Annotated in this window: 25 protein-coding genes; 9 read left to right on the top strand and 16 right to left on the bottom strand. The window is 64.6% G+C overall.

Going from position 1 to position 24,414, the window contains the following annotated elements; genetic code table 11:
* Nucleotides 1–570 (top strand): acetate--CoA ligase family protein (locus AO684_RS02165; protein WP_200907782.1); only part of this gene is annotated, 570 nt, incomplete at its 5' end.
* Nucleotides 567–1,370 carry a carnitinyl-CoA dehydratase gene (locus AO684_RS02170; protein WP_054301107.1) on the top strand — a complete coding sequence of 268 codons (804 nt, stop codon included), beginning with the start codon at nt 567–569 and terminating at the stop codon, nt 1,368–1,370. The genes AO684_RS02165 and AO684_RS02170, both read left to right, overlap by 4 nt.
* A 75-nt stretch (nt 1,371–1,445) precedes the next feature.
* Here AO684_RS02170 and AO684_RS02175 read toward each other — a convergent pair whose 3' ends face one another.
* Nucleotides 1,446–2,432, bottom strand: a complete 987-nt coding sequence (locus tag AO684_RS02175) for a D-glycerate dehydrogenase (protein WP_054301108.1) — start codon at nt 2,430–2,432, stop codon at nt 1,446–1,448.
* A 198-nt stretch (nt 2,433–2,630) separates the two neighbouring features.
* Here AO684_RS02175 and AO684_RS02180 point away from each other — a divergent pair, with 198 nt between their 5' ends.
* Nucleotides 2,631–3,266: an SH3 domain-containing protein gene (locus tag AO684_RS02180; protein ID WP_054301135.1), complete on the top strand. Its 636-nt coding sequence runs from the start codon at nt 2,631–2,633 to the stop codon at nt 3,264–3,266.
* A gap of 24 nt (nt 3,267–3,290) precedes the next feature.
* Here AO684_RS02180 and AO684_RS02185 read toward each other — a convergent pair whose 3' ends face one another.
* Nucleotides 3,291–3,923 (bottom strand): FCD domain-containing protein, encoded by a 633-nt coding sequence (locus AO684_RS02185; protein WP_082400666.1) that lies wholly within the window; start codon nt 3,921–3,923, stop codon nt 3,291–3,293.
* 127 nt (nt 3,924–4,050) lie between these two features.
* Here AO684_RS02185 and AO684_RS02190 point away from each other — a divergent pair, with 127 nt between their 5' ends.
* The 4 genes from AO684_RS02190 (at nt 4,051) to AO684_RS02205 (ending at nt 7,709) form a co-directional block, all read left to right on the top strand.
* Entirely contained in the window at nt 4,051–5,166 is a 1,116-nt protein-coding gene (locus tag AO684_RS02190) for a cupin domain-containing protein (protein WP_054301109.1), read from the top strand.
* A 7-nt stretch (nt 5,167–5,173) separates the two neighbouring features.
* Nucleotides 5,174–6,064 (top strand): fumarylacetoacetate hydrolase family protein, encoded by an 891-nt coding sequence (locus AO684_RS02195; protein ID WP_054301110.1) that lies wholly within the window; start codon nt 5,174–5,176, stop codon nt 6,062–6,064.
* Between the two features lie 88 nt (nt 6,065–6,152).
* Entirely contained in the window at nt 6,153–7,079 is a 927-nt protein-coding gene (locus AO684_RS02200) for a carbon-nitrogen hydrolase family protein (RefSeq protein ID WP_054301111.1), read from the top strand.
* Nucleotides 7,080–7,709, top strand: coding sequence for a flavin reductase family protein (locus AO684_RS02205; RefSeq protein WP_054301112.1), 630 nt, complete (start codon nt 7,080–7,082; stop codon nt 7,707–7,709). It begins immediately after the preceding gene.
* Here the strand turns inward: AO684_RS02205 and AO684_RS02210 are convergent.
* Nucleotides 7,693–9,303, bottom strand: a complete 1,611-nt coding sequence (locus tag AO684_RS02210; protein WP_054301113.1) for a GMC family oxidoreductase — start codon at nt 9,301–9,303, stop codon at nt 7,693–7,695. The two genes, AO684_RS02205 and AO684_RS02210, sit on opposite strands and share 17 nt — an antisense overlap.
* 88 nt (nt 9,304–9,391) lie before the next feature.
* Nucleotides 9,392–9,859 carry an OsmC family protein gene (locus AO684_RS02215; RefSeq protein WP_054301114.1) on the bottom strand — a complete coding sequence of 156 codons (468 nt, stop codon included), beginning with the start codon at nt 9,857–9,859 and terminating at the stop codon, nt 9,392–9,394.
* Between the two features lie 58 nt (nt 9,860–9,917).
* Between AO684_RS02215 and AO684_RS02220 the strand changes: the two genes are divergently transcribed.
* Nucleotides 9,918–10,538 (top strand): GntR family transcriptional regulator, encoded by a 621-nt coding sequence (locus AO684_RS02220; RefSeq protein ID WP_054301115.1) that lies wholly within the window; start codon nt 9,918–9,920, stop codon nt 10,536–10,538.
* Here AO684_RS02220 and AO684_RS02225 read toward each other — a convergent pair.
* The 9 genes from AO684_RS02225 to AO684_RS02265 form a co-directional block, all read right to left on the bottom strand.
* Nucleotides 10,526–11,530, bottom strand: a complete 1,005-nt coding sequence (locus AO684_RS02225) for an NAD-dependent epimerase/dehydratase family protein (protein ID WP_054301116.1) — start codon at nt 11,528–11,530, stop codon at nt 10,526–10,528. The genes AO684_RS02220 and AO684_RS02225 overlap by 13 nt on opposite strands.
* Before the next feature lie 64 nt (nt 11,531–11,594).
* Entirely contained in the window at nt 11,595–12,839 is a 1,245-nt protein-coding gene (locus AO684_RS02230) for an FAD-binding oxidoreductase (RefSeq protein ID WP_054301117.1), read from the bottom strand.
* Between the two features lie 48 nt (nt 12,840–12,887).
* Nucleotides 12,888–14,048 carry an iron-containing alcohol dehydrogenase gene (locus AO684_RS02235; protein WP_054301118.1) on the bottom strand — a complete coding sequence of 387 codons (1,161 nt, stop codon included), beginning with the start codon at nt 14,046–14,048 and terminating at the stop codon, nt 12,888–12,890.
* Entirely contained in the window at nt 14,045–15,430 is a 1,386-nt protein-coding gene (locus AO684_RS02240) for an aldehyde dehydrogenase family protein (protein ID WP_054301119.1), read from the bottom strand. Before AO684_RS02240 ends, AO684_RS02235 begins: the two co-directional genes overlap by 4 nt.
* A gap of 42 nt (nt 15,431–15,472) precedes the next feature.
* Nucleotides 15,473–16,837, bottom strand: a complete 1,365-nt coding sequence (locus AO684_RS02245; RefSeq protein WP_054301120.1) for a glutamine synthetase family protein — start codon at nt 16,835–16,837, stop codon at nt 15,473–15,475.
* A 201-nt stretch (nt 16,838–17,038) separates the two neighbouring features.
* Complete coding sequence (locus AO684_RS02250; protein WP_054301121.1) at nt 17,039–18,073, bottom strand: TRAP transporter substrate-binding protein; 1,035 nt, start codon at nt 18,071–18,073, stop codon at nt 17,039–17,041.
* A 61-nt stretch (nt 18,074–18,134) separates the two neighbouring features.
* Nucleotides 18,135–19,478, bottom strand: coding sequence for a TRAP transporter large permease subunit (locus AO684_RS02255; protein ID WP_054301122.1), 1,344 nt, complete (start codon nt 19,476–19,478; stop codon nt 18,135–18,137).
* Nucleotides 19,478–20,023: a TRAP transporter small permease subunit gene (locus AO684_RS02260; protein ID WP_054301123.1), complete on the bottom strand. Its 546-nt coding sequence runs from the start codon at nt 20,021–20,023 to the stop codon at nt 19,478–19,480. Before AO684_RS02260 ends, AO684_RS02255 begins: the two co-directional genes overlap by 1 nt.
* Nucleotides 20,024–20,026: 3 nt before the next feature.
* Nucleotides 20,027–20,821: an N-formylglutamate amidohydrolase gene (locus AO684_RS02265; protein WP_082400668.1), complete on the bottom strand. Its 795-nt coding sequence runs from the start codon at nt 20,819–20,821 to the stop codon at nt 20,027–20,029.
* Between the two features lie 141 nt (nt 20,822–20,962).
* On the opposite strand from AO684_RS02265, the gene AO684_RS02270 reads away from it, so the two are divergent.
* Nucleotides 20,963–21,832, top strand: a complete 870-nt coding sequence (locus tag AO684_RS02270) for a MurR/RpiR family transcriptional regulator (RefSeq protein WP_054301125.1) — start codon at nt 20,963–20,965, stop codon at nt 21,830–21,832.
* A gap of 48 nt (nt 21,833–21,880) precedes the next feature.
* Here AO684_RS02270 and AO684_RS02275 read toward each other — a convergent pair whose 3' ends face one another.
* The 3 genes from AO684_RS02275 to rodA form a co-directional block, all read right to left on the bottom strand.
* The gene (locus AO684_RS02275; protein ID WP_054301126.1) at nt 21,881–22,138 is read right to left on the bottom strand and encodes a YjhX family toxin; all 258 of its coding nucleotides are present in this window, start codon (nt 22,136–22,138) and stop codon (nt 21,881–21,883) included.
* A 165-nt stretch (nt 22,139–22,303) separates the two neighbouring features.
* Nucleotides 22,304–23,233 carry a glyoxylate/hydroxypyruvate reductase A gene (locus tag AO684_RS02280; RefSeq protein ID WP_054301127.1) on the bottom strand — a complete coding sequence of 310 codons (930 nt, stop codon included), beginning with the start codon at nt 23,231–23,233 and terminating at the stop codon, nt 22,304–22,306.
* A gap of 29 nt (nt 23,234–23,262) precedes the next feature.
* Nucleotides 23,263–24,402 (bottom strand): rod shape-determining protein RodA, encoded by a 1,140-nt coding sequence (gene rodA / locus AO684_RS02285; protein ID WP_054301128.1) that lies wholly within the window; start codon nt 24,400–24,402, stop codon nt 23,263–23,265.
* Nucleotides 24,403–24,414: the final 12 nt, after the last annotated feature.

The raw sequence follows: 24,414 nt of genomic DNA on the forward strand, positions 1-24,414 counted from the left end.
CCGATTCCCCCTTATTCTGCGATGCAGCATAACGGAAACCGGCCGGGGCAAACAGCGTCACTCGATCCCGGTACACTTACCGCGCCTTTCGCGCTGAAAGGTCTTGGCTTCGCCCACAAGACCGAGGCGGGGGCCGTGCGCCTTGGTCTTGCCACGCTGGAGGGCCAGGCCGAAATGCCCGGCGCCACCGGCTATCTGGCCGAGGAAATGGTGACCGGGGTGCTGGCTGAAATGCTGCTGGGTCTGCGGCGCGATCCGGTCTACGGGCTCACGCTCACGCTGGGCATGGGTGGTGTCACTGCCGAGGTTCTGGCCGATACCGCCACGCTGGTCTGGCCCGTCACTGGCGCACAGATCGACAGCGCACTGCGGGGCCTGCGGCTCTGGCCGCTGCTCGATGGCTATCGCGGCCGCCCGCGCCCCGACATCGGGGCCTTCGCTGACATCGCGCTGCGCCTTGGCGCACTGATGGCAGGCGACGATACGCTTGAGGAAATCGAAATCAACCCGGTGCTGCTGCGCGAAAGCGGGGCGGTGGCGGTGGACGCATTGATACGGAGGGCCGAATGACCGAAATGACCATGCTGACCGAGGGGCCGATCCGCACCCGGCGCGAGGGTGCGATCCTCGAAGTGACGCTTGACCGGCCGAAGGCCAATGCCATCGACCTTGCCACCAGCCGCATCATGGGCCTCGCCTTCCGCGCCTTCCGCGATGACGACAGCCTGCGCGTGGCGATTTTGCGTGCCGAGGGCGAGAAATTCTTCTGCCCCGGCTGGGATCTGAAGGCCGCCGCCGATGGCGATGCGGTGGATGGCGATTATGGCGTCGGCGGCTTCGGCGGGCTTCAGGAACTGCCGAACCTCAACAAGCCGGTGATTGCGGCGGTGAATGGCATCTGCTGCGGCGGCGGGCTGGAACTCGCGCTCTCCTGCGATCTGATCCTCGCCTCCGCCAACGCAACCTTCGCGCTGCCGGAAATCCGGTCGGGCACCGTGGCCGATGCCGCCTCGATCAAGCTGCCGAAACGTATTCCTTATCACGTCGCCATGGACCTCTTGCTGACCGGCCGCTGGTTCGACGCCGACGAGGCGCTGCGCTGGGGCCTGCTGCGCGAAATCACCACCTCGGAAGACCTGCTGCCGAAAGCCTGGGATCTGGCGCGGTTGCTCGAATCCGGCCCGCCGCTGGTCTATGCCGCCATCAAGGAGGTGGTCCGCGAGGCCGAGGCGCTGCGCTTTCAGGATGCGCTGAACCGCATCACCAAACGGCAATTCGTCACGGTGGACCGGCTTTATTCCTCCGAGGATCAACTGGAAGGCGCGCGCGCCTTTGCTGAAAAACGCGATCCGGTCTGGAAGGGGCGCTGACCGCCCCCTTTGCTTCTTGCAAAAATACTCAAAATTCCCCGGCGGCCGCCAGGCGCGCATCGCCGGGGGAACGTCTTACAGCATCCCCGGCACCACCTGATCCGGCGGGCGGTGACCATCGGCGAAGGTTTTGATATTGATCAGAACCTTCTCGCCCATCTCGATCCGCCCCTCGACGGTGGCAGACCCCATATGCGGCAGCAGCACCACATTGTTCATCTCGCGCAGGCGCGGGTTCACCTCGTGGCCATGCTCGAACACGTCAAGCCCGGCACCGGCGATCTCGCCCGCCCGCAACCCGCGCGTCAGGGCATTTTCGTCGATCACCTCGCCGCGCGAGGTATTCACCACCACCGCCGTGGGTTTCAGCAGTTTCAGCCGCCGCGCGTTCAGCAGATGGAAGGTCGAGGGCGTATGCGGGCAGTTGACCGAGATGATGTCCATGCGGGCGATCATCTGGTCGAGGCTTTCCCAATAGGTTGCCTCCAGTTCCTGCTCGACCGAAGGGTGGACCTTGCGGCGGTTGTGATAGTGGATCTGCATGCCGAACACCCGGGCCCGCCGCGCCACGGCCTGTCCGATTCGCCCCATCCCGAGGATGCCAAGGCGACGCCCGCCGATCCGGCCCCCCAGATGCGCCATCGGTGACCAGCCGCTCCAGCGTCCGGCCTGCATTTCGGCCATGCCTTCGGGAATGCGGCGCACCACGCCCAGAATCAGCCCCATCACCATGTCGGCGGTATCTTCAGCCCCGACGCCGGGAGTGTTCGACACCAGAATCCCGCGCGAGCGGGCCGTGGCCACGTCAATGTGATCGACCCCGGCGCCGTAGTTCGCGATCAGTTTCAGCCGCTCGCCCGCCTGTCCCAGCAGGCCCGCGTCGATCTGGTCGGTCACGCAGGGCACCAGCACATCGCAGCGTTTCATCGCATCGGCCAGTTCATCGCGCGACATCCGAATGTCCGGGTCGCGCAATTCGACGTCGAACAGTTCCTTCATCCGGGTTTCGACGACCTCGGGCAGTCGTCGCGTCACGATGACGCTCAGGCGTTTGGCGGGCATGGATCCTCCCTCGACTTTCGAGACCGGCACTTCCAAATCGGTCTTCTTGCTGGCAAAGTGCCGACTTACGGGGCGGGCTACAAGCCCCGAGTAACAATGTTGCGTCGATATGCGCGAAACATGGGCAGATTATTCTGCCGGGGGCGGCCCGTCCGGTCCCGGTGGCACGAATGGCGGGCGGAACTGGACGATATGGATATGCGATCAGGTGGCGGCATGCGGCTGGCAGCGGCAGTATTGGTAACGGGATGGATGGTGCTGGGGCAGGCGGCCTGGGCGCAAAGTTCGACCGAGGGTGGACTTGAGCCGGTTGAAGGCAGCGACACTGTTGCGGAACCGGCGCCGCCCGAGCCACAGCCCGATGCGGTGCCTGCCGATGCCACGGTGCCGCAGGTCGCACTGCCGGGCCGGGGGCAGGTCACCAACCTGCCGTTGCCGCGCTATGTCACGCTCAAGACCGGCGAGGGCAATGCCCGGCGCGGGCCGGGGCTCAGCCATCGGATCGACTGGGTTTTCAAGCGGGCGGGCATGCCGCTGAAAGTCACCGCAGAATACGAGAACTGGCGTCGCGTCGAGGATCAGGAAGGCTTTGGTGGCTGGGTGCATTACTCCCTGCTGTCCGGGGTGCGGTCCGTGGTGATCGTGGCGGAGCTGGCCGATTTCCGCGCGGCCCCCGATCCGCAGGCCGAAGTGGTGGCGCGGGCCGAACGGGGCGTCGTGGCGCGGGTCCAGCAATGCGCGCCCGACTGGTGCAGGATCAGTGCCGAAGGCGAAAAGGGCTGGGTGATCAAGGCCGCGCTCTGGGGGGTGGACCCCGGCGAAATCATCGACTGACCGGACGCGCGGACCGCCTAAGGCTCAGGCGGCCATGCGCGCGGCGATCCGCTCTCCCGTGCGGCGGTAATGCGCGGCCAGCAGGGCCGGGGCCTCTTCCGCCTTCCGGGCCAGCGCCGCCTCGGCCAGTGCCGCATGTTCGCCCTGTACGTCGCGGGGCGCGGTATCGCCTGCCAGAACAGGCGCCCGGTATCGTTCTGTCGCGGCCGAAAGCTTGCGCGCGAAATCCAGTAACCAGCCCGATCCGCAGGCCGCAATCAGCGACAGGTGAAACTCGGCATGGCGGGCCTCCAGCGTTTCGGGTTCGCCCCGTGCCGCCGCCAGACCCAGCGCATGCAGTGCGGCAACAACGCCCGCCTCCCAGGCGTCATCCCCGCGCAGGATCGACAGGCGCAACGCCTCGGTTTCCACCAGAACCCGCGCCTCGATGGCCTCCCACATTTCGGGTAGTGACAGCGGCGCCACGATGAAGCCCTTCATCGAGGCCGACACCACCAGCCGTTCGGACTGCAACCTGTTCAGCGCCTCGCGCAGGGGCGAGAACCCCATGTCATAGCGCGCGCGCAGCGCCTCCAGCCGCAGGGGCTGACCCGGCGGCAGATGGCCGCGCATGATGTCGCGGCGCAGGCTGTCATAGGCGGTATCGGCGAGTGTCATGGCATCCTCCTGTCTGACATTGCTACGCTGCGGCAGTCTCTGCCACAACAAAATTTTCGAAAATTTATGTTTACATCGCAAATTTCATGCCGCAGTCTGTCGGCAGCCTTGAAGGAGGGGCTCCGCGATGAAGCACGAGAACCACCGCGAAGACGTGGCCGGTCGCGCCAATGTCGAAGACACGCCGGAACTGCTGGCCTATTACGACGATCTGAACCGTTTCAGCGCGGGCGCGCTTTGGACGGTGGCCAACAAGATCGAACCGTGGGAGCCGAAAAGCCAGTCGGTTCCGGTAGTCTGGCGCTACAATGATCTGCGGGACAAGGTTCTGCGCTCGGTCGATCTGGTGACGCCGGAAAAGGCGGGGCGCCGGGTGATCTATCTGCGCAATCCGGGGCGCGAAGATGTGGCTGCGGCGGTCGGCTGGCTTTACGCCGGGCTTCAGGTCATGCATCCGGGCGAACAGGCCAGCGCGCATCGCCATTCCGCCAGCGCGATCCGCTTCATCATGGAAGGGGCAGGGGCCTACACGGTGGTCGATGGTCACAAGATGACGCTGGGCGCCAATGACTTCGTGCTGACGCCCAATGGAACCTGGCACGAACATGGCGTCGCGGCCGAGGGCAGCCCCTGCATCTGGCAGGACGGGTTGGATATTCCCTTCGTCAATGCGATGGAGGCGAATTTCTACGAGGTCCACCCCGATCTTTCGCAGGCCGTGGGCTATGCGGTTGACGACATGACGAAAACCTGGGGCAATCCGGGCCTCACGCCCTATGGCGAGAACTGGACCAAAAGCTACAGCCCCATGTTCAAATACGAATGGGCGCCGACCTACGAGGCGCTTCTGAAACGCGCGCAATGCACCGATGGCTCTCCCTTTGACGGGGTGATGATGGAATATGTGAACCCGGTCACCAATGACCCGGTGATGCAGACCATGGGCGCCAGCATGCAGATGCTGCGTCCCGGCGAACACACGAAGGCGCATCGCCATACCGGCAGCTATCTTTACCACGTCGCCAAGGGGCGCGGGCATTCCATCATCAACGGCAAACGCTTCGACTGGCAGGAGCGCGACATCTTCTGCGTGCCCTCCTGGGCCTGGCACGAGCATGTCAATGCCTCGGCCTCTGACGATGCCTGCCTGTTCTGCCTGTCCGACATTCCGGTGATGCGGGCGCTCGGTCTCTACCGCGAACAGGCCTTCGGCGAAAACGGCGGCCATCAGCCGATACTGTGAGGAAAGAATGAAACTTGTGACCTATCGTGCCTCGGTCGAGGCGGCAGCGCGCCTGGGCGTGATCGACGGCGGCTTCGTGGTGGATGCGGGCCGGCTTGGCCTGCCCGACAGCATGCTGGGCCTGATCGAGGCCGGCCCCGCTGCCACCGCGGCGCTGCGCGACGCGCTGCCCGCCGCGCCCTGGCAGGCAAAACTGCCGGTTGAGAATGTGACCCTGCTGGCGCCGATCCCGCGACCGAAAAAGAACATCTTCGGCATCGGCCTCAACTATGTCGAACATGTCGCCGAAAGCGCCAAGTCGCTGGACACATCGAAGGATCTGCCGAAACAGCCGGTGATCTTCTCGAAACCGCCGACCACGGTCATCGCGCCGGGCGAGCCGATCCGCCACAATGGCAAGCTGACCCAGCAGCTTGACTGGGAGGTGGAGCTTGCCTGCATCATCGGCACCCGCGCCACCCGTGTGGCGCGCGCCGATGCCCTGGCGCATGTCTTTGGCTATTCGGTGATGATCGACGTTTCCGCCCGCGACAACCGTCGCGCCGGGCAATGGATCGTCTCAAAAGGCATGGACAGCTTCGCCCCCTTCGGCCCCTGCATCGTCACCGCCGACGAAATCCCCGACCCGCAGACATTGGACCTCTGGCTGACGGTGAACGGGGTTGAAAAGCAGCGCTCCAACACCCGGCACATGCTGTTCAAGGTTGATGAGCTGATCGCCGACATCAGTGGGGGCATCACGCTGGAGCCGGGTGACATCATCGCGACCGGCACGCCGGAAGGTGTGGGCGCAGGTCGCACGCCACAGGAATGGATGAAGCCCGGTGATACCATCGTGGCCACGGTGGAAGGCATCGGCACTCTGCGCCACCCGGTGATCGACGCAATCAACCTCTGATCCTTGCCCCTTTCATCTGTTCAAAAATATCCTCGGGGGGTCTCGGGGGGCAGACAGCCCCCCGGCCTTTTTTAACGGGAACCACCGCATGACCCTGAAAGTCGCCGTCGCACAACTTGCCTCCGATCCGCTGTCGGCGCTGAACGCCGCGGAAAAGGCCGCTGCCGCTGTCCGTGAGGCCGCAGGGCAGGGGGCCCGCCTGATCGTCTTTCCCGAAGCCTATCTGGGCGGCTACCCCAAGGGCGCCAGCTTCGGCGCCCCGATCGGGATGCGCAAACCCGAGGGGCGCGCGGCCTTCGCCCGTTATCACGCGGCGGCCATTGATCTCGACGGGCCGGAACTGGCGCAGCTGGCCGAGGCCTGTGCCGAAACGGGCGCCTTCGTCGTGGTCGGCGTAATCGAACGCGATGGCGCCACGCTTTACTGCACCGCCGTTTACCTCGACGGCGCCAAAGGCATTGTCGGCAAGCACCGCAAGCTGATGCCCACCGCCGCCGAGCGGCTGGTCTGGGGCTTCGGCGATGGCTCCACCATGCCCGCCTTCAAGACCGATTTCGGCACCATCGGCGCGGTGATCTGCTGGGAAAACTATATGCCCGCCCTGCGGATGCATATGTATGACCAGGGCGTCACGCTTTACTGCGCCCCCACCGCCGACGACCGCGACACCTGGCTGCCGACCATGCGCCACATCGCGATGGAAGGCCGCTGCTTTGTGCTGACCGCCTGCCAGCACATCACCCGCGCCGCCTTCGGGCCGGACCATGAAAGCGCGCTGGGTGACGACCCCGATACGGTGATGATGCGCGGCGGATCGGCCATTGTCGGGCCGCTGGGGCAGGTGCTGGCCGGGCCGGATTTCAACGGCGAGACCATCCTTTACGCCGATCTCGACACCGCCGAAGTGATGCGCGCCAAGTTTGACTTCGACGTCACCGGCCATTACGCCCGTCCCGATGTGTTCCGGCTGGAGGTGGATACCCGCCCGAAACGCGCCGTGACAAAGGTGGAATGAATGCGCTTTGACCTCGACAAGATCGACACCGCCGTCGCCTACAAGCTGATGGCGGCGACGGTGGTGCCCCGGCCGATCGGCTGGGTTACGACATTGGACCGCGAAGGCCGGATCAACGCCGCGCCCTACAGCTTTTTCAACGTCATGGGGACCGAGCCGCCGGTGGTGGCGCTGGGTATCCTTGGCGACGCGCAGCGTGGCTTCAAGGACAGTGCGCGCAATATCCTCGACACCGGGGAGTTTGTGGTGAACCTCGTGCCCGAGGCGCTGGCGCCGCAGATGAATGTGACCGCCGTCGATGCCCCGCCGGGGGTGGACGAGCTTGAACTCGCGGGCCTCACCCCGGCGCTGTCCGCCCATGTGAAGCCGCCGCGCATTGCCGAAAGCCCGGTCAGCTTTGAATGCGTCAACCATTCAACCGTGGTGACCGGCCCGCATCAGGCGCTTGTGGTGGGTCGGGTGCTCGCCATCCATATCGCCGATGCGTTTGTAAAGGACGCCGCGCGCGGCCATGTCGACACGCCCGGCCTGAACCTCGTCGGTCGTGGCTTCGGCGCGACCTATATCCGCAGCCAGGACACGTTTGAAATGCCGCGCCCGACCTGGGCAACCTTCAAACGCTCGACATGACCTTTTGCGCGCCCAGCCAGCCCATGAGGATGGCGGGCGCATTGGTATTGCCTGCGATCAGATTGGGGAAGCTGGAGGCGTCGATGACCCGCAGCGCCTCTACCCCCCGCACGCGAAGCAGCGGGTCCAGAACGCTGGTCGCCGCATCGCTGCCCATCCGACAGGTGCAGGAGGGGTGATAGACCGTGCCCGAACGTTTGCGGAAATCCTCGATCAGTGCCGCATCGGTGCGGACCTCCGGCCCGGGGCGCAGTTCCTCGGCGATCACCGCCGCCATGGCGGGCTGTGCCGCCAGATGCCGCAGGTATTTCACCGCCAGCAGCATCTCCGCCACATCGTGATCGGTGCTGAAGGCATTGGCGACGATTTCAGGATGGGCAAGCGGATCGGGCGATTTCAGCCGGATATGCCCGCGCGAGGTCGGACGGCAGTTCGACAGGCCCAGTGACAGGCCGGGGAAGGGATCGGGAGTCAGGATCGGGCGCTCACCGTCCCTTGGCAGCAGCGTGGAAAACGCCTGCATGTAAAGCTGCATGTTCGGGCGCGGCTCGGCGGCGCTGGTGCGAAAGAAACCGCCCGCATGGTTGATGGATTTCGCCAGTGGCCCGCCGCCCCCAAGGAAATACTGCATTCCTGCCCGCAGCTTGCCCCACCATGGGCGCAGCTCGTCATTATAGGTCGGCACCTTCATGCGGAAGGTGTAGTTGATACCCTGATGGTCGCTCAGATGCGCGCCGACATTCGGGTTGTCATGCAGGACCGGGATGCCCAGCCCCTGCAACAATGCGCCCGGCCCGATGCCCGACAGTTGCAGAAGCTGAGGCGAGTTCACCGCGCCACCTGACAGGACGACCTCGCCTTTCGTCCGCAGGCTGCGGGTCACACTACCCTGCCGGTATTCCACCCCTACCGCGCGGCGGCCCTCGAACAGCACCCGTGTCACCTGCGCCTTTGTGATGACCCGCAGGTTTGGCCGCTTCATGGCCGGGCGCAGAAAGGCCCGCGCCGCCGAATTGCGCCGCGCGCCCTTGATCGTCATCTGATAGACGCCGGCACCTTCCTGTGACAGGCCATTGAAATCGGGGGTGGTGGGCAGCCCCGCCTCGGCGCAGGCTTCCAGATAATTATGGACCAGCGGGTGCAGGCCCTTCCGGTTGGCCGAGATGAACAAGGGCCCGCCCCGGCCACGAAACACATCCGCCCCGGCCTCGTTATCCTCGATGGCGCGATAGGCGGGCAGGGCATCGGACCAGCCCCAACCTGGTGCTGCTTCCCCCCATTCCTCGTAATCGGCGTGATGCCCCCGGATCCAGACCATCGCATTGATCGAGGATGACCCCCCCAGCAGCCGCCCCCGCGGCCAGTGATCGCGCTGGCCCGCCAAACCTGGGTCAGGTTCGGTCTTGTAAAGCCAGTTCACGGCTGGATCATAGAAGAGCTTGCCATAACCCAATGGAAGCTGGACATAAAAACGCTGATCTGTTCCACCCGCTTCGATCAGTGTGACACGGTACTTGCCGGATTCTGTCAAGCGGTAAGCCAGCGCACAGCCCGCCGAGCCTGCCCCTACGATAATGAAATCGCTGTCGTCCATGGCGCCGTCACCCTGCCGTTTCAGGCAAGACTAACGGTTTGCCTGACGCCGGCCTTCCTTGTCTGCGACGTAAAATGTCGCAGACGGGTCAGGGTTCCACCGCGAATTCCGGTGCATGATGAACTGGGAAATTCACCGATCGCGCGATAAAACACACCTCCGGGATACGATGATGCAGGGCTTCGGCGCGGGCCAGATCGGTGCCCGCCGCAACGCGGATGCGGGGGCGCAGCGTTGCGGCGATAAACCGGCCGGCGCCGCCCGGCCCGACCTCGCCCTGGCCGACCGGATCATCCTCGTAGCCGGTCACAATAACCCCGGCCTCTGCCGCATAATGCAGATACCATAGCATATGGCACGCGCTCAGTGCGGACAGAAGCAGATCCTCCGGGTTCATTTTGCCCCGGTCACCGCCCAGAAGCGGATCGTTGGAACAATGCACCACCGGCTTGCCTGGCACCGCGATATCCCAGGTCCGGTCATAGCCGCGATAGGTGGCCGTCCCGGCACCGCGATTGCCGGTCCAGCGGATATGGCTGGTGTAATCATGCGTCATGGTCGCTTCCCTCCCCGGTCGAATGGTGTATACATGTATACATAACGAAAGAACAGCCATGGCCCTGATCGAAACCCTGCGCCGCGACATCCTTGCCGGACGGCTCCCGCCAGGCAGCCTGCTGATGCAGACCGAACTTGCCACCCGCTTCGGGGTCAGCCGCATCCCGGTGCGCGATGCCTTGCAGGCTCTCGCCGCCGAGCGGCTGGTGACTGTGGTGCCGGGCAAGGGCGCGCGGGTGATCCGCCTCGGGCCGCAGGAACTGGCCGAGGTCTATGATCTGCGCATCTTGCTGGAATGTGACCTGATCCATCGTGCTGCCCGTCAGGCGACACCGGCGCAGCGTGATGAGGCGGCGCATGTGCTCGCCCGGTCAGACCTCGAAGCCGGGCGGCCGGGATGGGAAGCGGGGGATCGTGCCTACCACATGGCACTTTACGCCCCGGCCAATCGGCCCCGCCAAGTTGCGCTGGTCAATGAATTGCGCGATGCGACAACCCTGCATATCATTCAATATCAAGAGCTTGCCGATCATACCTCGCACTGGCTGGACGACCATCACCAGATCTTCAGCGCGTGGAGGGCAGGGCAGGCAGCCAGCGCCGCTGCCCTGCTGGCCGCCCATCTCACCGCGGCTCGTGATCACCTTTTGAGGCGGATTGCCGATCAGACGGCGTAATAGCCGCGGTACCATTCGACAAAGCGCTGCACGCCCTCGCGGATCCCGGTGCGCGGCAGCGGCCCGGTCAGCGCCTCGATCAGCCTTGCATCGGCCCAGGTCGCGGGCACGTCGCCGGGCTGCATCGGCATCAGGTTCTTTTTCGCCTCTATCCCGGTCGCCGCCTCGATGGCGGCCACGAAATCCATCAACTGCACCGGCGCGCCGTTGCCGATATTCACCACGCGCCACGGAGCCACAGGCGACAGGCTGTCGAACGCGCCTGTGGCCTCAGTTCCCGGCACTGCCGCGATCAGCCGCTCGATCCCGATCACCAGATCGTCGATATAGGTGAAATCGCGCCGCATATCGCCATGGTTATAAACGTCAATGGCCTCGCCCGCGAGGATCGCCTTCACAAACTTGAACAGCGCCATATCGGGCCGCCCCCAGGGCCCGTAAACCGTGAAGAAGCGGAACATCGTGGTCGGCAGCCCGTACAGATGGGCATAGCTGTGCGCCATTGCCTCGGTCGCTTTCTTGGTCGCGGCATAGAAGCTCATCTGATGGTCGGCTTTATGCGTTTCGGCATAGGGCATCTCGGTATTCGCGCCGAAAACCGAAGAGGTCGATGCCAGCAGCAGATGCTGTGGCGGGAAAGCCCGCGCGGCCTCCAGAACCTCGAAAGTTCCGATGAGATTGGCATCAACATAGGATCGCGGTGCCTCGATGGAATAACGCACCCCGGCCTGCGCCGCGAGATGCACGATCACATCGGGGCGGAACTCCTCGACCAGGCCGCGCACCAGCCCAGGTGCCTCCAGCAGCCCTTCGACCGCCCGAAAGCCCTGATTCTGCCGCAACATCGCGTGGCGGCGCTCTTTCAGCGCCACATCATAATAATCGCTCATCCCGTCGAGGCCCAACACCTGCCAGCCCGCGTCGAGCAACCTCTGACTCAGGTGATAGCCGATGAATCCGGCCGATCCGGTGATGAAAATCTTGCCCGCCATGCCTTGCCCCTGCTTCTTGTCACAAATACTCCGGGGTCCGGGGCAGCGCCCCGGGGCCTCCGTCTCAGAACCGCGTCACCGCATAGGGCGCCACGTCCAGATCCGTCTGCCGCCCCGCTGCAATATCCGCCACGATCCGCGCCGTGATCGGGGCCAAAGTCAAGCCGATATGGCCATGACCATAGGCATGGATCACGTCATTGCCTGCGCGCGAGGGCGAAATCACCGGCAGGCTGTCCGGCATCGAAGGGCGGAAACCCATCCAGTCCCGGCTGGGCGTGCCCAGATCGGGGAAAATCGCGCGAGCGCCTTCCACCAGCCGGGCGATGCGATGGGGCGAAGGTGGTGCGGTCAGCCCTCCCAGTTCCACCGTGCCCGCCACCCGCAACCGCCCCGACATCGGACACAGGTAGAAGCCCCGCGTGGTGGGGCAGGTGGGGCGGGTCAGGCGCGGGCGCTCCATGTCCCATTCCACATGATAGCCACGTTCAGTATCCAGCGGCACCCGGTCGCCGGCCTGCGCGGCCAGTGCGCGGCTATGGGCTCCGGCGGCGATGACCACCTGTCGCGCATGCAGCCGCAGGCCCGGTCCCTGCACCAGAATCCCGTCGAACTGCCGTGAAAGGTTTTCGGCCTGGTGGTGCAGATGCGGCACCCCCAGCGCGGTCAGCCGTGCCGCCAGCCGCCGCATCATTTCGCCGGGGTCCGACAGGAAGGTGGCCTGCGGGAAATAGGCCGCGCCCCCCTCTACCACCGGCAGACCCGGCTCCATGGCGCTGAACGCCTCGGGGCGCAGCAGTTCCACCTCGATCCCCAGCGTGCGGCGGGCGGTCATGTCGCGCCCGGCAGCGCGGAAAGCGGCGGCAGTTTCGTAAAGGTAAAGGCAACCACGATGCTGCAACAGCGCGCTGCCGCCGATCTCGGCCGCGAAATCGCGCCAGCGCGCATTGGCGGACCCCACCAGCGCCGCAATTGCCTGCGCATTGCGCGCGGCTGCGCCGGGCAGGCTCTGCCGGGCAAAACGCAAAAGCCACGGTGCCAGAGTCGGCAGTGCGGCATGGCGGATCGCCAGCGGCGAATTGCGGTCAAACAGCAGCGCGGGCAGGTTTTTCAGCACATCGGGCGTGCCGACTGGCTGCACGGCGTAATCGGCGATGGTGCCCGCATTGCCGTAAGATGCGCCCATTCCCGGCGCACCGGGATCGACGATGACGACCTCGCGCCCCTCCTGCACCAGTTGCAGCGCCACGGCCATGCCAATGGCGCCCGCACCCAGGACGGCGATGTCGGTCGTGTGGTGTTCGGTCATCTTCGCCCCGGAATGGCCGGGTGACGTACGCGTCACCCGGCGCTTTCCTTACATGCAGGCGGCGTAAAGCGCACGGGTATTCTCGCGCGTCATTTCGACCGGATTGCCGCCGCAGGACGGGTCTTCCAGCGCCATTTCGGTCAGCTCGTCCAGTCGCGCGGCCTCGACGCCCATTGCGGTCAGGTTGGCCGGGATGTTGAGCTTGGTGCGCAGGTCCATCACGGCGGCGCGGAAGCCATCGAACCCGCCTGCGATGCCCAGATAGGCGGCGGCTTTCCCGATCCGGTCCTCGATGGCAGCCCGGTTGAAATCCAGCACCATCGGCATGACGACGGCATTGGTGGTGCCGTGATGGGTGTTGTAGACCGCGCCCACCGGATGCGACAGCGAGTGGATGGCGCCAAGCCCTTTCTGGAAGGCCACCGCGCCCATGGCAGCCGCGCTCATCATATGGGCACGGGCGTCCAGGTTGCCGGGATTTTCATAGACTTCCACAAGGTTTTCGAACACCAGCCTCATGCCTTCCAGCGCGATGCCCTGCGACATCGGGTGGTAGAACGGGCTGCAATAGGCCTCAAGGCAATGCGCCAGCGCATCCATGCCTGTGCCTGCGGTGATGAACTTCGGCATCCCCACGGTCAGCGCCGGGTCGCAGATCGTGACCGCTGGCATCAGTTTCGGATGGAAGATGATCTTCTTCTTGTGGGTCTGCGAATTGGTCAGCACGCCCGCGCGCCCGACCTCGGACCCGGTGCCGGCGGTGGTGGGCACCGCGATGATCGGGGCGATCTTGTCGGCATCGGCGCGGGTATACCAGTCGTCGATGTCTTCCAGATCCCAGACGCTCAGACCCGCGTCCTGATGCGCCATCAGGGCGATCATCTTGCCCAGATCCAGCGCCGAGCCGCCGCCGAAGCAGATCACGCCGTCATGGTTGCCTGCGAGATAGGTCTTGATCCCGGCGGCCATGTTGATTTCGTTCGGGTTCGGGTCCACGTCCGAAAACAGCGCCTCGCCCAGACCGGCGGCCTTGAGAATGCCAAGCGCCTCGGCGGTGATCGGCAGGCTGGCCAGCGCGCGGTCGGTCACCAGCAGGGGCCGGGTGATGCCCGCTGCCTTGCAATGATCGGCCAGTTCTGAAATCCGGCCCACGCCGAATTTCATGGCCGTCGGGTAAGACCAGTTCCGGTTCGGAACGTTATGGGTCATTTCGTCACCTTTTTCAGATGGTAGGATTTCGGCCGCGTGACCGAATAGAAGCCAAGGAAAGACAGCGAGCCACCGCGCCCGGTATCCTTGCAGCCGGTCCAGCACAGGGCCGGATCAAGGAAATCGCAGCGGTTCATGAAGATGGTGCCGGTTTCGATCTGCGCGCCGATCTCGGCGGCGGCTTCCGCATCTGCGGTCCAGATCGAGGCGGTCAGGCCATAGGGGGAATCGTTCATCAACTTGATGGCCTCGGCATCGTCCTTCACCGGCATGATGCCGACAACCGGGCCGAAGCTTTCCTCCATCATTACCCGCATGGAATGATCGACGTTCACGAGGATCTGCGGCGCGAGATAGGCGCCGCCGTCATCGGCGGGGAAGGCGGCCGGGTCGATCAGGGGCTTGGCCCCTGCTGCGATGGCCTCGGCCACCTGCGCGCGCACCGTGGCGGCGAAGCGCTTGTTCGCCATCGGCCCGAGCGTGCTGGCGGCATCGAACGGATTGCCAAGCTTCAGCCCGTCGACCCATTTCACCGCCTTTTCCACGAAGGCATCGTAAAGGCTTTCGTGGACATAGATGCGCTCGATCCCGCAGCAGCATTGCCCGGCGTTATACATTGCGCCGTCCATCAGGCTGTCCACTGCCGCATCCAGATCGGCGTCGGCGCGGACATAGCCGGGGTCTTTGCCGCCCAGTTCCAGCCCCGTCGCGGTAAAGGTGCCCGCCGCTGCCTTCTCGATGGCAGCACCCCCACCGACCGAGCCGGTGAAGTTGATGAAGTTGAACGCCCGCGCGCCGATCAGCGCCTCGGTGGTGGCGTGGTCCAGCACGACATTCTGGAACACATCTTCCGGTACGCCTGCGGCATGGAAGGCCTCGGCCAGACGCTCGCCGACCTTCAGGGTCTGGCTCGCGTGTTTCAGCACGACGCTGTTGCCGGCGATCAGCGCCGGGGCGAGGGTGTTGATGGTGGTGAGATAGGGGTAGTTCCACGGCGCGATGATGAAAACCACGCCCACCGCCTCGCGCGCGAGGTAGCGGGTGAAGCGGTCACTGTCCTCGACCACCACGGGCGCAAGGGTCTTGGCCGCAATCTCGGCCATGTAGTTGGTGCGGTCGATCACGCCGCCCCATTCGCCACCGAACCGGGTCGGGCGGCCCATTTGCCAGGCCAGTTCCTCGACCAGAACGTCCTTCTTTTCCATCAGCTTGTCGACACCGGCCTTGACCAGCGCGATGCGGTCCTCCAGCGGGCGCGCGGCCCAGGCCTTTTGCGCGGCCTTCGCCCGCGCGGTGGCGGCAAAGGCATCGTCCCGCGACAGTGGCTGGCGTTCCAGCCAGACCGAGCCGTCCACGGGCGAGATCAGTTGAATCGGTTTCATCCTCGTCGTCCTTCAAGCGCGCCCGCAGGCGCCGGTTGTCTCTTACGCCCGGTCAAAGCCGCGCTGGCGTTCCCAGTCGGTCACCACGCGGTTCTGTTCGTGCAATTCCCATTCGGCGGCGTGGACATAGTGGTCGACCACCTCGTCGCCAAAGGCCGCGCGCAGCATGGCCGACCCACGCAGCGCCGCCGCAGCCGCGCCCAGCGTGTTCGGGATTTCGCGCACATTGTCGGCGGCATACATGTCGCCCGTCATTTCGGGTTCCAGTTCCATCTTGCCCTCGATCCCCGCAAGGCCCGCCGCCAGCAGGGCGGCACAGGCAAGATAGGGGTTCAGATCGGCGCCGCCGATGCGGCATTCCACCCGCACGGCCTTGGTATTCTCGCCGCAGACGCGGAAGCCGGCGGTGCGGTTGTCGCGGCTCCAGACTGCTTTCGTCGGGGCGAACATGCCGACGACGAAGCGTTTGTAGCTGTTGACATAGGGCGCGAGGAAATAGGTCAGCTCCGCCGCATGGGCCAGTTGCCCGGCCATATACTGCTTCATCAGCGCGCTCATGCCATGCGCATCGGCCTCGTCGCGGAAGGCGGGCTTGCCGTCCTGCCACAGCGACTGGTGGATATGGCTGCTCGACCCCGCCTTGCGGTGATCATATTTGGCCATGAAGGTGACGCTGGCGCCATGCTGAAGCGCGATCTGCTTGACGCCCAGTTTGATGATGGCGTGCATGTCCGAGGTATCGAGCGCGTCGGAATATTTCGCGTTGACCTCCTCTTGCCCGGCATCGGCCTCCCCCTTGGAGCATTCGATCGGGATGCCCGCGTTCCACAGTCCGTTGCGGATGTCGCGCATGATCGGCTCGTCCGCCGAGGTGCCCCAGATCGAATAATCGACATTGTGGCGGGCCTTCGGCGTGGGCAGCGGGAAGCCCCTGTCGAACAGATCGGAAAACGCCTCGTCGAACAGGAAGAACTCAAGTTCCGTCGCCATCATGGCGTCAAAGCCCATGGCCTTGGCGCGGTCCACCTGACGTTTCAGGATGGCGCGGGGGGAATGCGGCACCGGCTGGTGGTTGTGGTGGTCCAGAACATCGCACATCACCATGGCAGTGCCCGGCGCCCATGGCAGGCGGCGCAGCGTGGCCAGATCGGGCTTCATCACATAATCGCCATAGCCCGCCGCCCAGGAGGTGCTGCGATAGCCCGGCACGGTATACATCTCCATGTCCGTGGCGAGCAGATAGTTGCAGCAATGTGTCTCGTCATGGGCGCCGTCGATGAAATGTTGCGCGACGAAACGCTTGCCCATCAGGCGCCCCTGCATATCCACGATGCAGGTGGCAACGGTGTCGATTTCTCCGGCCGCGACGGCGGCTTTCAGGGCGTCGAAGGTGAGGTTGGCGGGCATGTCTGGCCTCGTATCTCAGAAAAGGGGGAGGGGGTTCAGGCGGGTGCGGAAGGCACCGCCGCCGAACTCGGGCTTTCTGGGCCAGCAACAGGGGCGCAGCAGGGCCAAGGCCATCTCTCTCCTCCACCGGGTCACAAGGGACCGGAATTTGATCATATATAGTGCGGGGCGGGGGCGTGCAATGGCGCCCCCGGCCCGGTGTCAGTAGCGATAGGGCGGGCCTGCCTGCACCATGGTCTCGTTGTATTTCTTGATGATCTCGACGACCTTGGCCTTGGTTTCGCTTTCGGTCGCGACCTCGTCCCAGAACTTCACGGCGGCATCCTGCACGGTCTGCCATTCCGCATCGGGGATGGTGGTCAGCTTCAGCTTGCCCCCATTGATCCGCAGATCGGCCTCGCCCGCCCAATACCAGTGCTGGCGATAGTAGTGCGACTGCTCGAAACAGGTTTCCAGCAGCTTTTGCAGATGCGGCGGCACGGCATTCCAGCGGTCCATATTGGCGAAGAAATGCCCGATCCACGCGCCCGAGATATTGTTGGTCAGGAAGTAGTCGGTCACATTGGCCCAGCCCACCGTGTAAACTTCGGTGATGCCCGACCAGGCCAGACCGTCCAGCTCGCCGGTTTGCAGCGCAACTTCCACGTCTTCCCACGGCAGAGTCACCGGGACGACGCCGAATTGCGCAAGAAAGCGCCCGGCGGTCGGGAAGGTGAAGATGCGCAGGCCCTTGAGATCCTCAAGGCTGTTGATCGGTTTCTTGGTCGAGAAGTTGCAGGGGTCCCACGACCCGGCAGAAATATGCTTTACCCCGACGGCGGCATATTCCTCTTCCCAGATCTGCTTCAGACCGTATTTGTTGAACAGCGCCGGTACGTCGAGGCTGTAACGCAGCGCCATCGGGAAATAGCCACCGAACACGGTGACTTCGGTGGGCGAGGCCATGGAGTCGTCATCCGACTGCACACAGTCGATGGTGCCCGACTGCATGGCCTGAAACAGCTCTGCCGTGGGGACAAGCTGGTCTGAATAGTAAAGCTCGATCTCCATCTGGCCTTGCGCGATTTCGTTGAACGCGTCGACCGCCGGTTTCACCACATGCTCGCCCAGGGCAGCACCGGCATAGGTCTGCATGCGCCATTTGATCGGCGCCTGCGCGCGCCCCACCGAGGGGGCGGCAAGGGCCGCCGCGCCGCCAAGCGCGCCGGTGGTCAGGAACTTCCGTCTCGTCGTCATCGTGAACCTCCGTTGGGATTGTCAGGATGCGGGGGCGGTGCGGCCGCCCCTCGCCGGGTTGTTATTGGCCGTAGATCGTCTGTGGCAGCCACAGCGCGATCTGCGGAAAGATCATCACCAGCGCCAGCGCAATGGCCATCATCACCACGAAGGGCGTCACCGAACGGTAGATGTCCAGCATGGTAATCTCGCGCGGGGCGAAGGCCCGCATCAGGAACAAGTTGTAGCCGAAGGGGGGCGTCAGATAGGCGATCTGACAGGTGATGGTGTAAAGCACGCCATACCAGATCAGCACCTGATCGGGCGGCAGGCCCAGATCCAGCTGCGCCACCAGCGGCACATAAAGCGGCGCCACGATCACCAGCATGGCGGTATCGTCAAGGAACATGCCCATCAGCAGGAACGAAAGCTGCATCAGGATCAGGATGGTCCACGGGCCCATGTGCAGGCGGTCGACGAACAGGCCCTCAATGGCCTTCACCGCCCCCAGCCCGTCAAACACCGCGCCGAAGGACAGGGCCGCGAGGATGATCCACATGAACATGCAGGAAATGCCCAGCGTGTTGCGGGTGGCGACCTCGAACACCTGACGGGTGAAGCGGCGCTTGATCACGGCGGCCAGCGTGGTCGTGGCGACCCCGATGACCGAGCTTTCCACCAGCGAGGTATAGCCCTTCACGAAAGGCACCATCATGGCGGCGAAGATGAACAGCGGCAGCAGGCCGGCCCCGAGGAGGCGCAGCTTCTCGGCGCTGGTGATGGCCGCGCGTTCCTCGGCATCGAGGGCCGGGCCAAGGCGCGGCGACAGGCGGCAGCGCAGTGCGATGTAAAGGATGAACAGCGCCGCCATCAGCAGCCCCGGCACGATCCCGGCAAGCCAGAGCTGGCTGACCGGCGCGCGGGCGATCATCGCGTAAAGCACCAGCACGACCGAGGGCGGGATCAGGATGCCAAGGCTCGACCCGGCCTGAATGACGCCGGTCACCATGCGCTTGTCATAGCCGCGCCGCAACAGTTCGGGCAGGGCAATGGTCGAGCCGATGGCCATGCCCGCCACCGAAAGCCCGTTCATCGCGGAAATCAGCACCATCAGCAGGATCGTCCCGATCGCAAGCCCGCCGGGCACCGGCCCGAACCAGACGTGGAACATCCGGTACAGGTCTTCTGCGAGCCGCGTTTCGCTCATGACATAGCCCATGAAGACGAACATCGGCAGCGTCAGCATCGGATACCATTTCATCAGCTTCATGGCGGCCGAAAAGCCCATTTGCTGCCCGCCGGTGCCCCAAAGCGCCAGCGAGGCTACCACGGCGACGAAGCCGATGATGCCGAAGACCCGCTGCCCGGTCATCATCAGGAGCAGCATGGTCGAGAACATCAGAAGGGCGATCATCTCCTGCGGCATCAGATTTCCTCCCCGCGCAGGGTGGCAATGTCGCGGATGAGATAAACGAGCGATTGCAGGAACATCAGGATGAAGCCCAGAAACATGGTGATCTTGATTGGCCAGAGATAGGGGCGCCAGGCGGTCGGCGACCGCTCCAGCCGGCCGATCTGCGGCAGAAGCGCGCCTTCAGGCCATTTCAGGGTCAGCGAATAGGCTAGGCTTTCCCAGGCCCCCCAGACCATGACGGCCAGATAGAACATCAGCGCCAGCACGGTGAAGGCATCAAAGGCGGCGCGGGTGCGATCGTTCCAGCGCGAATAGGCAAGATCCATCCGCACATGGCTGCCCATCTGCATCGAATAGGGGCCGCCCAGAATGTAATAGGCGACCATGATGAACTGCGCCATTTCCAGCGTCCACATCGAGGGCGTGAACGCGGCCTTGGAAATGGCCGACCATGCCAGAACAGCCATCAGCGCGAACAGCAGATACATGGCGAAGCGGCCGATGCCGTGGTTCAGCTTCTCGACCCCGTGCACGAAAGCGACGATCCAGCGCGGCAAGGCTCAGCCCTCCTTCTTCAGGTCGGTCAGGGCGGCGGCGATCACCGGCGCCAGCCGGTCGGCCATCGCCTGTTCCGCCTCGGGCGAGGCGATCAGGTCGTTGCGGATTTCCAGCATGGCATTCGCCAGGCCATAGGGCGTGGCATGCAGGCGCAGCGTATGGGTCACGTCATCGGCCGCCGAATAGGGCGCGTTCAGCCCGCAGGCCAGACCCGATGTCGCCTCGGCCCCGGCGAGGATGGCGCGGGCCAGCCGGTCGTCGGCATCATGGATCACACCGAATTCCACCGCGCGCTTCTGTCCGAAGTAAACCGGGGTGAAGCTGTGGATGGTGACAAGGACGGGGCGGCGCCCCAGCGCGATCCGTTCGGCAATCAGCCCGTGCAGCGCGTCGTGAAACGGCACATAGATCGCCGCAGCCCGCGCTGCGCGTTCCGCGGGCGTAATCGCCGCATTGCCCGGAACCTCGTACACCTCGGATTTCGTGGGCATTGCGCCCGGCATGTCAGGCGCGCGGTTGCAATCATAGATCAGGCGGCTGACCGTGGCGGCAACCGTGGTCGCCCCCAGTCGCACCGCCAGCCCCTGCATCAGCCCCAGCGCGCCGGGGTCCCAGGCGATGTGCGCCTGCCGCTGTTCTGCCGTCAGCCCCAGATCGCCCCAGGGCGCCGGAAAGGTATTGGCGGCATGTTCACAGACGAGGATCAGGTCGCTGCCCGCCTCGGTCTGCCCGGTGATCACCGGGGCGAAAAACGCCGGAGCCACGGCCCCGGTCTGCATGTCTGGCTGTGCAGTCATTGCTGCGAGTCATCCCTGTTGTTGCCTTCAGGGTTCACCGCCGACCCGGTTCTGTCAAGAATTTTTCTTCTGCGTAATTTCTGTTACAAATTTTTCCAAACGGGTGCAGAATGATCCCGAACCGGCAGCCGGAGGGCCGCGATGGACGAACAGATCACCATTGAGGACCGGATGCGCGCGGCGCTGCCCGATCTGACCCGCGCGGAACGCCAGCTTGCCACCCATGTGCTGAAGAACTACCCGGTCGCCGCGCTGGGCTCGATCACCACGCTGGCCAAGGCGGCAGAGGTCTCCACGCCCACGGTAGTGCGGCTCTGCCAGAAGCTGGGCTACAAGGGCTATCCCGATTACCAGTCTGCCCTGCGCGGCGAGGTGGAGGCGATGTTGATGTCGCCTATCGCCAAGCATGATCGCTGGGCGGGCGGTGTGCCGGATACCCATATCCTCAACCGTTTCGCCGATACGGTGGTCGGCAATCTGCAAGCCACGCTGGGCCAGATTGACCATGCGGAATTTGATGCGGCGGCCAGCCTGCTGGCCGATGGCGACCGCGCGATCTTTGCCATGGGTGGGCGGATCACCCATGCGCTTGCCGATTACTTTGTCACGCTGATGAAGGTGGTGCGCCCCGATGTGACGCTGCTTTCCGGCCTGTCGAATACCTGGCCGCCCGCGCTGCTGGACATGAAGCGCGGTGATGTGCTGCTGGTCTTCGACATTCGCCGCTATGAAAACACCGTGCTGCAACTTGTGGAGCTGGCGGTGGAACAGGGGGCCGAGGTCGTTCTGATCACCGACCGCTGGGTCAGCCCCGCCGCCGCCCATGCCCGCCACACGCTTGCCGCCCACATCGAGGCGCCAAGCGCATGGGACAGCATGGTGTCCATTACAGTTCTGGTCGAAACCCTGCTCGCCTCGGTGCAGACCCTGCGCTGGGACGCAACGGAGGCACGGCTGAAGCGGCTGGAAGGGCTTTACGACCGTTCCCGCTTCTTCCGCCGCCCGAGGTGAGCGGCAAAAATCTTCAGCAAGATTTTTACCGCCCCGTTCCCTGCGTCGCTACTGGTTGTCAGGCTGCGCGCGGACCGAGATCCGCCCCAGTCGGGTGATCCGGTAGGGCGCGCCGTTTTCCGAGCCGATCAGCCGCTTGCGGCGCAGGCTCTGGAACACCTGCAAGGTGCAATCGGCAAGGATCATGCCCTCGCGGGTCACGCAGAGCACGCTGTCGATCTTGCTGCCTGTGGCGCGGTCGTGTTCGATCCGGCCACCCTTGGCCAGCACATGCAGAACCCGTTGTTCGGGTCTGGAGATATTCATGGGATTGTCCGTCAGATAAGGCAAACCATCCGCGCGAGGCTTGGCCCGGCGGATCAGCTTCCCCTTGTCAGGCCAAGGGGTCAGCCCTTGCGCACAGTCTCTGACATAAACTCTCCATCATGCGCATGGCGCGCGCGGCCAATATGGCTGCCTGAAGGGCGATCTTCAATAGCCGCGGGTAAGATCCACCTGATGCAGCAGGGGCTCGCCCGCTTCACCGCGCCGGATATTTTCCGCGACCACCCGCGCGGCGGAAGAGGCGCGGGTATCGGCGGCGATATGCGGCGTGACGGTAACGCCGGGGTGGTGGCGGAACGGGTGATCCTCGGGCAGCGGCTCGATGCGGAAGACATCCAGCGTTGCATGCCCCAGCGCGCCGCTATCCAGCGCGGCCAGCAGCGCGTCATCGTCGATCAGCGCGCCGCGACCGGGGTTCACGATCACCGCCCCCTGCGGCAGCCAGGCCAGACGCCGGGCATCCAGCAGGTTTTCGGTCTCAGCCGTGCGCGGCAGCAGCGTCACCACGATTTCGGCCTTGCGGAGCAGCGCCTCCAGCCCCGCCTCGCCGTGATGCGCGGGAATGTCGAGCCCGGTCTTGGCCGAGCGGCTCCAGCCCTCCACAGCGAAGTTCAGGGCTTTCAGCGCGCGGGCGCAGGCGAGGCCCAGCTCGCCCAGCCCCAGCATTGCCACGACACGTTCCCGCGCCAGCGGCGGCACGATCTGTTGCCAGCCGGGGGCGCCTTTGATGTAGCGGTCCATCCCCAGATGGTGCCGCAGCACATGGCCGGTGACATATTCCATCATGCCCTCGGTCAGACCCGGATCGACCATGCGGCACAGGGGCTGCGTCAGTGTCGGGTTGCCGACGATCCGTTCGACCCCGGCCCAGAGATTCAGGACCGCGCGGCAGCGTGTGTAAGGGGTGAAATCCTGCAAGGCGCTGCCGGGGGCGTAGACGATATAATCGACCTCTCCGGGCGTGGCCTCAGTCACCAGTGCCGCATCCAGCCCGGCCTCGGCGAAAGCCACCCGCAAATGCGGGCCATATTCCGGCCAGAGCGCCTCACCCGCCGCAAACAGCACCGTCACAGTCATCCGCTTTCCTTCCTCGCCTTGATCCGCCGTCAGCGCGGGCGATGGACATGGGCGCTTTGCACTAGCCCGAAGCCCACCAGCAGCACCAGCATGGCCGACCCGCCGTAGGACAGCAAGGGCAGCGGCACCCCCACCACCGGCGCCATGCCCATCACCATCGACAGGTTCACCGCGATGTAGAAGAACAGGTTCGCCGCGCAGCCAAGGATCAGAAGCTGCGAGAAACGGTCGCGGTTTTGCAGGGCCGAGACGATGCAGAAGCCGATGATACCCGCGTAAAGCAGCAGCAGCGAAAAGGCGCCGACGAAGCCGAACTCTTCGGCCAGCGTGGTAAAGATGAAGTCGGTATGCTTTTCCGGCAGGAAGTTCAGCCGCGATTGCGTGCCCTGCATGAAGCCCTTGCCGGCCCAGCCGCCGGAGCCGAGAGCAATCTTGGCCTGAATGATGTTATAGCCCGCGCCCAGCGGATCGGCGGTCGGGTCGAGGAAGGTGTCGATCCTTGCATACTGGTAATCGTGCAGGAACTGCCATGGGGTTCCGCGCAGGGCAAAGACGCCGTAGATCGCGCCGCCCACCAGCCCCGCAACCGCGCCGAAATACCACCAGCTGACGCCCGCACAGAACATCACCGCCGCGCCGACCGCCAGCAGCATGACCGAGGTGCCGAGGTTCGGCTGCATCAGCACCAGGATCGTCGGCATCACGATCAGCAGCACGGGCAGCAGCACCCACAGCGGGCGCGAGACCTTCTTGGGGTCGAGCCAGTCGTAATAGGCGGCCAGCGCCATCACGAGGGTGAATTTCATCATCTCGGATGGCTGCAACACCAGTGGTCCGAGGTTGATCCAGCGCTGCGCGCCCATGCCCACATGGCCGAAGAATTCCACCACCAGCAGCAGCCCTACAGAGACCAGATAGGCCAGCGCCGACATGTTGCGCCAGAACCAGACCGGGATGAAGGCGACGAAGAACATCAGCGCCATGCCCAGACCGAAGCGCTTCATCTGCGGCTCGGCCCACAGTTCCATTCTTCCGCCAGAGACGGAATAGAGCATCAGGAACCCGACTGCCGCCACGGCGGTCATCATCAGGATGACGGGCCAGTTCAGATGCAGCACCTTGCGCAGCCCGGTCGGGGCGGTCTTGATGCGGTATTCCAGAAAGCTCATGCCGGTCTCTCC

It is taken from the genome of Gemmobacter sp. LW-1 (assembly GCF_001303875.1).
Classification (GTDB): Bacteria; Pseudomonadota; Alphaproteobacteria; order Rhodobacterales; family Rhodobacteraceae; genus Gemmobacter; species Gemmobacter caeni.